General features: G+C 67.1%; 6 protein-coding genes. 2 read left to right on the top strand and 4 right to left on the bottom strand.

Annotated features, from left to right (window positions below):
• Positions 1–35: 35 nt before the first annotated feature.
• The gene (locus U9977_RS23805) at positions 36–467 is read right to left on the bottom strand and encodes a type II toxin-antitoxin system VapC family toxin (protein WP_322751515.1); all 432 of its coding nucleotides are present in this window, start codon (positions 465–467) and stop codon (positions 36–38) included.
• The gene (locus U9977_RS23800; protein WP_416210368.1) at positions 464–736 is read right to left on the bottom strand and encodes a type II toxin-antitoxin system Phd/YefM family antitoxin; all 273 of its coding nucleotides are present in this window, start codon (positions 734–736) and stop codon (positions 464–466) included. Before U9977_RS23800 ends, U9977_RS23805 begins: the two co-directional genes overlap by 4 nt.
• 345 nt (positions 737–1,081) lie before the next feature.
• On the opposite strand from U9977_RS23800, the gene U9977_RS23795 reads away from it, so the two are divergent.
• Positions 1,082–4,138 (top strand): DEAD/DEAH box helicase, encoded by a 3,057-nt coding sequence (locus tag U9977_RS23795; RefSeq protein WP_322751513.1) that lies wholly within the window; start codon positions 1,082–1,084, stop codon positions 4,136–4,138.
• Between the two features lie 98 nt (positions 4,139–4,236).
• Positions 4,237–4,725: a GNAT family N-acetyltransferase gene (locus U9977_RS23790; RefSeq protein ID WP_322751512.1), complete on the top strand. Its 489-nt coding sequence runs from the start codon at positions 4,237–4,239 to the stop codon at positions 4,723–4,725.
• Positions 4,726–4,778: 53 nt separating this feature from the next.
• On the opposite strand, the gene U9977_RS23785 is transcribed toward U9977_RS23790, so the two are convergent.
• Both U9977_RS23785 and U9977_RS23780 read right to left on the bottom strand, forming a co-directional pair.
• A complete protein-coding gene (locus U9977_RS23785; RefSeq protein ID WP_322751511.1) occupies positions 4,779–5,591 on the bottom strand; it encodes a carbon-nitrogen hydrolase family protein in 813 nt (270 codons plus the stop codon).
• A gap of 115 nt (positions 5,592–5,706) precedes the next feature.
• On the bottom strand, positions 5,707–7,389 hold the full coding sequence (locus tag U9977_RS23780; RefSeq protein ID WP_322751510.1) for a bifunctional metallophosphatase/5'-nucleotidase: 1,683 nt from the start codon (positions 7,387–7,389) through the stop codon (positions 5,707–5,709).
• Between the last annotated feature and the right edge of the window lie 210 nt (positions 7,390–7,599).

Genomic DNA, 7,599 nt, shown 5'->3' with positions numbered 1-7,599 from the left:
TAGACGGCGCAGCAGGGGGTCCGCGACATCGACGCCTACCGCGAGACCTGGCCGCCGTTGAATCCGCCGCCGGGCGCTGCTGTGACCAGGCCGATTTCTCCGGCGGTGATGGCCAGGCGTTTGTCGTATGTCACAAAGGCGCTGATCGTCTTTCCGGACGCGACGAGCTGGTCCGCGGTGGCCAGGTGGATGGCGTCCAGTGACCGCAGGTGGGGGAACGGGTAGGCGCCCGCGGTGGCTCGGATGGCGTCGTCGATGTCGAGGCGGTCAAGATGGGCAAGGACGCTTGGCACCGCTGCCAGCCGTGCCGGTTCCTCCCGGCGTAACGCCCGTGGGACTTCGACTTCGGCGAGTTTGGAGGTGATCACATGCTCGGTCTGCCGAGAGTTGAGCCATTCGGTCAGCTCGTCGCTCTCTAGCTCGGGTCTGATCAGCTTTACGATCGCGGAGGTGTCCAGATAGATCACCAGCGTTCCTCGTCGCGGAGTTGTCGGATCAGCGCACCGGCTTCCAGGCCATTGATCAGTGGGCCCTGCGGTGCGATGAACGGGCCGGTGACGGTGGCTGGGGCGACCTTGCCCGCTGCGATCAGGTCGTCCAGTTCCCCGGGGGTTGCCGGCACGATTCGGCCGATCACCTTGCCGTGTCGGGTGATTTCGACGGTCTCGCCGTGTTCGACACGCGCCAGGACGCCTGCGGTGTCCTGATTGAGCACCCGCACGGGTACCTGTTCCATGAGCCCAGTGTAGTACATGGGTAGTACATGGGTAGTACTGCTTCGACGTCATGGTGGCGGAGCGGGCGATCTCCATTCCGGGCGATCTTAGGCGTGCGACGCCGTGGCGTTGTTTGTCCTGCACATCGACTGTGGTCCTCCTCGAGCTGGCGGGTAGCCGCGACAGGACGTCCTGCCACAATCTGCTACCTTCGCGAACATGATCCGAGCGTCGTCGCAGCTACCCGGTACCGTGGTAAAGGTCCGGTACCGCTGGTCTGCGGATGGCTGTCAGGGGCCATCCGGATGCCAGGAGTATCCGCGGCGCACGGCACGATGTGGTCACGACGCTGGAATGGGATGCCGGTGAGAGCGCCACCGTCGCAGGTGTGGGTCCAGTCGTTGGGGGAGCTGCTCGACTCTCCACCCGTCCCCGAGAGCGGCCATCCGTGGACAGGCCGCGGGACGACGCCGTTGGCCGTCGAGCTGAGTTTCGCGGCGTATCCGTCGGCCGGCGCCGCCACCACCGAGTTGGGCCTGAAGGTGACGGCTCGGCTGGTCAAGCCGGGAAAGAACGGCTGGGTCGCCGCCGTCGGGTGGGACGAGCTGAATGCGTCGTACAAGGTCGGTGAGTTCTCCCCGGCGCACGTCCAGGTGCTGCAGGAGATGTTCGCCCTGTACAGGGCCCGACAGGACCGGTACGACTACTCGTACTACTCTCACAGCGGGCCGAAGCGGCTCGACCTTTCCGCATTCGGGAGCCACCAACTCTGGCCGATGCTCGACGCGGCCGCGGCGGTCGGCCTCCGGTTCGTCCACGCGAGGAAGAAGCTCGGCGACGTGGACCGTTACGGCCTCGCCGAACTGTGTGTGGACGTGATGCGCGACGCGAGCTCGGAATCCTTGATCGTCGCACCCCTGCTTCGCATCGAAGGGTCGGCCGAAGCCGAGGCCGCGGTGTTCTCGTTCATCGGCGGCGACGGCCACGGTGTCATCTACGTCGATCGGGCGGAGATCCGGGCGTCTGAGGACCACCGCGACTGGCACGTGCGGCTGGCTCGTCTCGTCGAGCCGGTGCCGCCGGCGCTGCAGCGGATGGCCGTGGGAAACCGGAGCCTGGAGGTCCCAACTGTCGAGGAGGACCGGTTCCGGACGGAGTTCTACCCGCGGTTGCGCCGGCTGGCCCCGGTGCTGTCCCGTGACGGGTCGTTCGTACCGCCGGAGGTGGTGCCGCCGACCCTGGTGCTGCGTGCCGCCTACGGTGATGACCACGACCTCGACCTCAACGTGGAGTGGGAGTATGACCTCGGCGGACGGCGGATACGCGTACCGTTGCGCGACGCGGCGCCGGAGGGATTCCGGGACCCGCGCCAGGAGCGGGATGTGCTGGCCGCGCTGGACCTGCCCCCCGATGCGGCGGCCGTGCTCTGCGTCGGGCCGGGGCTCGCAGGCGAGGAGCTGACCCCGGAGCTGACCGCGGAACTGACCCCGGAGCTGACCCTGCCGTCGCGGGTGCGGCTGCGCGGTACCGACACGATGCGCGTGACGACGGAGCTGCTTCCGTGGCTGGCGGGGCGTCCCGGGGTTGTCGTCGAGGTCAGCGGCGAGCCTGTCGACTACCGGGAGGCGGGCGACTCGCTGCGTATCGGCCTGTCGACCGATGACGTGGTGGGTGAGACCGACTGGTTCGACCTCGGGGTCACCATCTCCGTGGAAGGTCGTCAGGTGCCGTTCGCGGACGTCTTCCTGGCGCTGGGTCGGGGCCAGTCGCACCTGCTCCTCGCCGACGGCGCCTATTTCAGTTTGGACAAGCCCGAGCTGCAGGCTTTGCGGCGGCTGATCGAAGAGGCGCGGGCGCTGCAGGACCGACCCGCCGGTCAGCTGCGGATCAGCAGGTTCCAGGCCGGGCTGTGGGACGAGCTGGCCGAGCTCGGCGTGGTCGAGCGTCAGGCGCACTCATGGCGCCAACAGGTGACGGGGCTGCTGTCGCTGAGCGCGGTGGATCAGTATGAGCCGCCTTCGACGCTCGCGGCGACGCTGCGGCCGTACCAGCTCGAGGGTTTCCGCTGGCTGGCGTTTCTGTGGCAGTACCAGCTGGGTGGGGTGCTCGCCGACGACATGGGCCTGGGCAAGACGCTGCAGACGCTGGCGCTGGTCTGCCACGCGAAGCAGGTCGCCCCCGAACTCGCGCCGTTCCTCGTCGTCGCGCCGACGAGCGTCGTGGCGAACTGGGCCGCGGAAACGGCACGGTTCGCACCCGGTTTGCGGACAGTGACGATTTCTGACACGGAGCGACGCCGCGGCGACCCTCTCGAACAGGCGGTGTCACGCGCAGACCTGGTCGTCACCTCGTACACGTTGTTTCGGCTCGAGTATGACAAGTACGCGGACCTCCCGTGGTCCGGTCTGGTTCTCGACGAGGCCCAGGTCGTCAAGAACCACCAGTCAAAGGCGTACCAGTGCGCTCGACTGCTTCCGGCGACTTTCAAACTGGCCGTCACCGGGACCCCGATGGAAAACAACCTGATGGAGCTGTGGTCGCTCCTGTCGGTCACCGCGCCCGGTCTGTTCCCGAGCCCGACACGATTTCGTGACTACTACGCCCAGCCCATTGAAAAGGAGCACGACGCCGAGCTGCTCGCGCAGCTTCGCCGGCGGATCCGACCGCTGATGACGCGCCGTACCAAGGAACAGGTCGCGCCTGAACTTCCACCGAAGCAGGAACAGGTTCTCGAGGTGGACCTGCATTCGCGGCACCGGAAGCTGTACCAGACCCACCTGCAACGGGAACGGGAGAGGGTTCTGGGCCTGGTGACGGACATGAACAAGAACCGCTTCACGATCCTGCGTTCGTTGACCCTGCTACGCCAGCTCAGCCTGCACGCCGGACTCGTGGACGACGGTCATGACGACATTCCGAGCGCCAAGATCGACGCCCTGCTCGAGCAGCTCAGCGACGTCATCGACGGCGGCCACCGGGCCTTGGTCTTCAGCCAGTTCACCAGATTTCTCGGTAAGGTACGCGACCGGTTGTCCGCCGTCGGCGTGGAATACTGTTACCTCGACGGCAGGACCCGTAACCGACCGGCAGTGCTCGAACGGTTCAAGACGGGGTCAGCCCCGGTGTTCCTCGTCAGCCTGAAAGCCGGCGGATTCGGTCTGAACCTCACCGAGGCCGACTACTGCTTTCTGCTCGACCCGTGGTGGAACCCCGCAACCGAGGCGCAGGCGGTGGACCGCACACACCGCATCGGGCAGACCAAGAACGTCATGGTCTACCGACTCGTCGCCAAGGACACCATCGAGGAGAAAGTGATGGCGCTGAAGGCCAGGAAAGCCGAATTGTTCTCCAGCGTCATGGATGATGGCGACGCGTTCGGTTCGAGTCTCGACGCGGACGACGTCCGGGCGCTCTTCTCCTGACCGTCCACGTAGGTCGCATCGGGCCCGATGACGGCGAGCGGTTACGCGGCGTCCGCCTGGCGGCGCTGGCCGATGCGCCCGGGTCCTTCTGGCAGACCTTGGCGGATGAGAGCGCCCGTCCTCGTGCGGACTGGCGGGCTCGCGCGCGGCGCAACGCCGCAGGTGATGCGCACGCGACGTTCCTCCTGGAGCGGGGGAACGAACCGATGGGCAACGAACCGATGGGCATGGTCGACGTCTACCAGCCGTCGCTGGCGCCGGAGTTCCGTGAAGTGGCCGCGATGTGGGTCGCGCCGGCCCTGCGCGGTACCGGGGCGGCCGACGCTCTGCTCGACGCCGCCGTGGAATGGGCCCGAACAGTCGGCGCGATCGGCGTCCGACTATGGGTTGTGCCCGACAACACGGCCGCGGTAGGTATCTACGTCCGCCACGGCTTCACGCTGATCGGCGACCCGGAATCCGACACGGACGACGACCCGGCGGGCAGGGTTTATGTACCGATGCTGCTCACGCTGGACAAGGAGGAGGCGGCCCTGCCGACGTTCATAACGCGTGCGCTCGCCCCGTGGACCGACGAGTCGGGCTAAGAGCGTCCCTGTTGCCGGTCGCTCCACGTATGTTCGTGTCGGGCAGCTGAAGCCTACGCGGGTGGCTCGGGCCGTCCGAGCCGACGGTTGTCAAGGACCGCGATCTTCTGGCGCACTGCCGTGACCTCGTCGATGTCCAGCTCCGCTATGATCATGCCGGGTTCGGCGCCGAGCTGCTCACGGATCGAGCCGTCGGGGCCGACGACGGCGCTGAAGCCGATGCCGGTGGGAGCGGTCGCGGACGTCTCGACACCGACCGAGCTCGGATCGGCCTGACCCACGGCGGCGAGCCAGACGGTGGCGTCGAGTGCCCGAGCGCGGATCAGCAGGTCCCACTGCTCACGCTTACCCGGTCCAGCGCCCCACGACGCCGGCAGCAGGCAGACCAGGGCACCGGCGTCGGCGTGGGCGCGGAACAGCTCGGGGAAGCGTACGTCGTAGCAGGTGGCGAGGCCGATCCGGACCCCGTCGACGTCCACGGTCACCACCTGGGATCCGGGGGCGACCGTGCGGGATTCGGTGAAGCCGAACGCGTCGTACAGATGGATCTTGTCGTAGCTTGTATCGACGCCGGGCCCGGTGACCAACAGCGTGTTGGTGACACGCCCGTCGGGCGCGGGGGTGAACATCCCGGCGACGACCACGATGCCCGCCTCCGCCGCGATCCGGCGAACGTCGCCGGCCCAGGGGCCGTCCAACGGTTCGGCGACGGGTCGCAGCCGCACTCCGAAGCGGGCCATCGTCGCCTCGGGGAAGACCACGATCCGCGCGTTCTGCTCGGCCGCGTGGAGCGCCTGGCCATGGACGATGTCGAGGTTCGCCTTCGGGTCGAGGTCGGCGACGATCTGGCTGAGCGCGATCCGCACGGGACTGCCACCTCCGGGTTCAAGATCCTAGCCGGTCGGGCGAATCATCATGCGGTAGAGCGTCCGGGCCTGGTGCCCGCTGAGGCAGACCAGGACCGGACGCGGGGATCGACTGTTACGGCACCAGCGTGATCCGGTTGGTGACCGGCGGTGCCAGCGGTGAGTTGGCAGCCAGGTAGGCGGCGAACGCATCCAGGTCGATGCCCTGGTTTACCTTGTCGGTGCCCTCGGTGAAGACGGTGAACCCGTCACCGCCGCCGGCGAGGAAGTTGTTGACAGTGATCCGGTAGGAGGCCGCGGGGTTCAGCGGCTGCCCGCCGATGACCACGTTGCTCACCTTCGAGCCGACGGGTGCGCCTGCACTGTAGCTGTAGGTGATTCCGGCGGGCTGGAGAATCCGGTTGGTCGTAGCCTGTTGTTCCAGCACCCGCTTGATGGCGTCCCCGCTGATGGTCATCGCGGTGAGCAGGTTGTTGAACGGCTGAACGGTGAAGGCCTCGCCGTAGGTCACCTCACCGGGCTGTTCGGCACCGGACGGGGCGTAGGTGAGGTCCGCCCGCACACCGCCGGGGTTCATGAACGCGGCAACCGCGCCACCGGTGGTCGCGGAGCTCGTCGCGGCCAGCTGCGCGTCGGCGATGGCATCGCCCATCGGGGTTTCGCCAGCCGGTGAGGCGGTACGGGTGAGGTCGGAGGTGATGCGTCCGATGACCCTGTTTTCCAGAGTCGCGGACTTCGCACCGTACTCGTCCACGAGTTCGCTGACATCGGGGTCAGGAGTGACGTCGCGCGTCACAATGTGATTTGCGGCGGTGGCGCTGACGACGGTGTCCGACTGCCTGTCGATGGTCAGGTGAATGTCGGTGAGGGCCCGGCCGAAGGAAGCGGCCTGAGTGACCAGGTGACCGTCCACGACACAGTTGTATGCCTGGTGGGTGTGGCCGGAAACGACCGCCGAGATTTCCGGGTCCAGCTTCTTGGTGATATCGACGATCGGTCCGGAAAGGCCGGTGCAGCCGTCATAGGTACCGGTGCTTGCCTGCGCCCCGCCCTGGTGGATGAGAAGCACGATCGTGTGTACGCCAGCCTGCTTGAGCTGGGCGGCGGCGGCGTTCGCCGTAGCCACCTCGTCATCGAAACGCAGGCCCTTGACGCCCTCGGCGGTGACGATGGTCGGGGTGTCCTTCAGGGTCATTCCGATGAACCCGACCGGTACGCCCTGGAATCGCCGTACCGTCCACGGCTTGAACAGCGGCCGGTCCCGATGTACGTCGATGACGTTGGCCGCGAGGTATTCGAAATCCGCGCCGCCGAACCACCCGAGCTGGCAGTCGTCCACCGGGTTGCAGCCGCCGCGCTGCAACCGGCGCAGTTCGTCCTTGCCCTCGTCGAACTCGTGGTTCCCGACGCTGCTGATGTCGACGCCCATCTCGTTGAAGATGTTGATCGTCGGCTCGTCGTGAAAGAGAGCAGAAATCAACGGGCTGGCGCCGACATTGTCACCGGCGGAGACGGTGACGGAGTTGGGGTTACCTTCCCGAAGCTTCTTCAACCAGGTCGCGAGATAGACGGCGCCACCCGCGTCCACGCCACCGATCCGCCCGCCGCTACCGGTCGGCGGACGCAGATTGCCGTGGAAGTCGTTGAACCCGAGTATTTGTACCTCGACCTGGGAGCCGCGGCGCCCCTGGTTCGACTGCGAAGCCGCCGCCGGCATCACGAAGGCTAACGTCGCCGCGGCTACACCGGCGACACCGACGACGCCCCAGCGGGCGCGTCGGGACGAGAGAAAGCTCATGCTGCTCCGTTCTGAGTGGGTCGGCCGACGACTGCGCGATCGCTGCTGCATATGCCGCGGGCGCCGTCGGCGGCCCCGATGGACGGTAGGAGAAAGTGGGTCGGGCGGCGAGAAGGCTATTGACCGGTGGCGGCTCCAGCCGCACAGGAGGTCTACTGTCCGGTGAACAATTCGCGGCGCTCATGGCCGCGCGGAAATGTCCCGGTCGAT

Source organism: Protofrankia sp. Cas8 (assembly GCF_963555845.1).
GTDB lineage: Bacteria > Actinomycetota > Actinomycetes > Frankiales > Frankiaceae > Protofrankia.
This window is presented reverse-complemented; position numbering and strand designations above follow the sequence as displayed.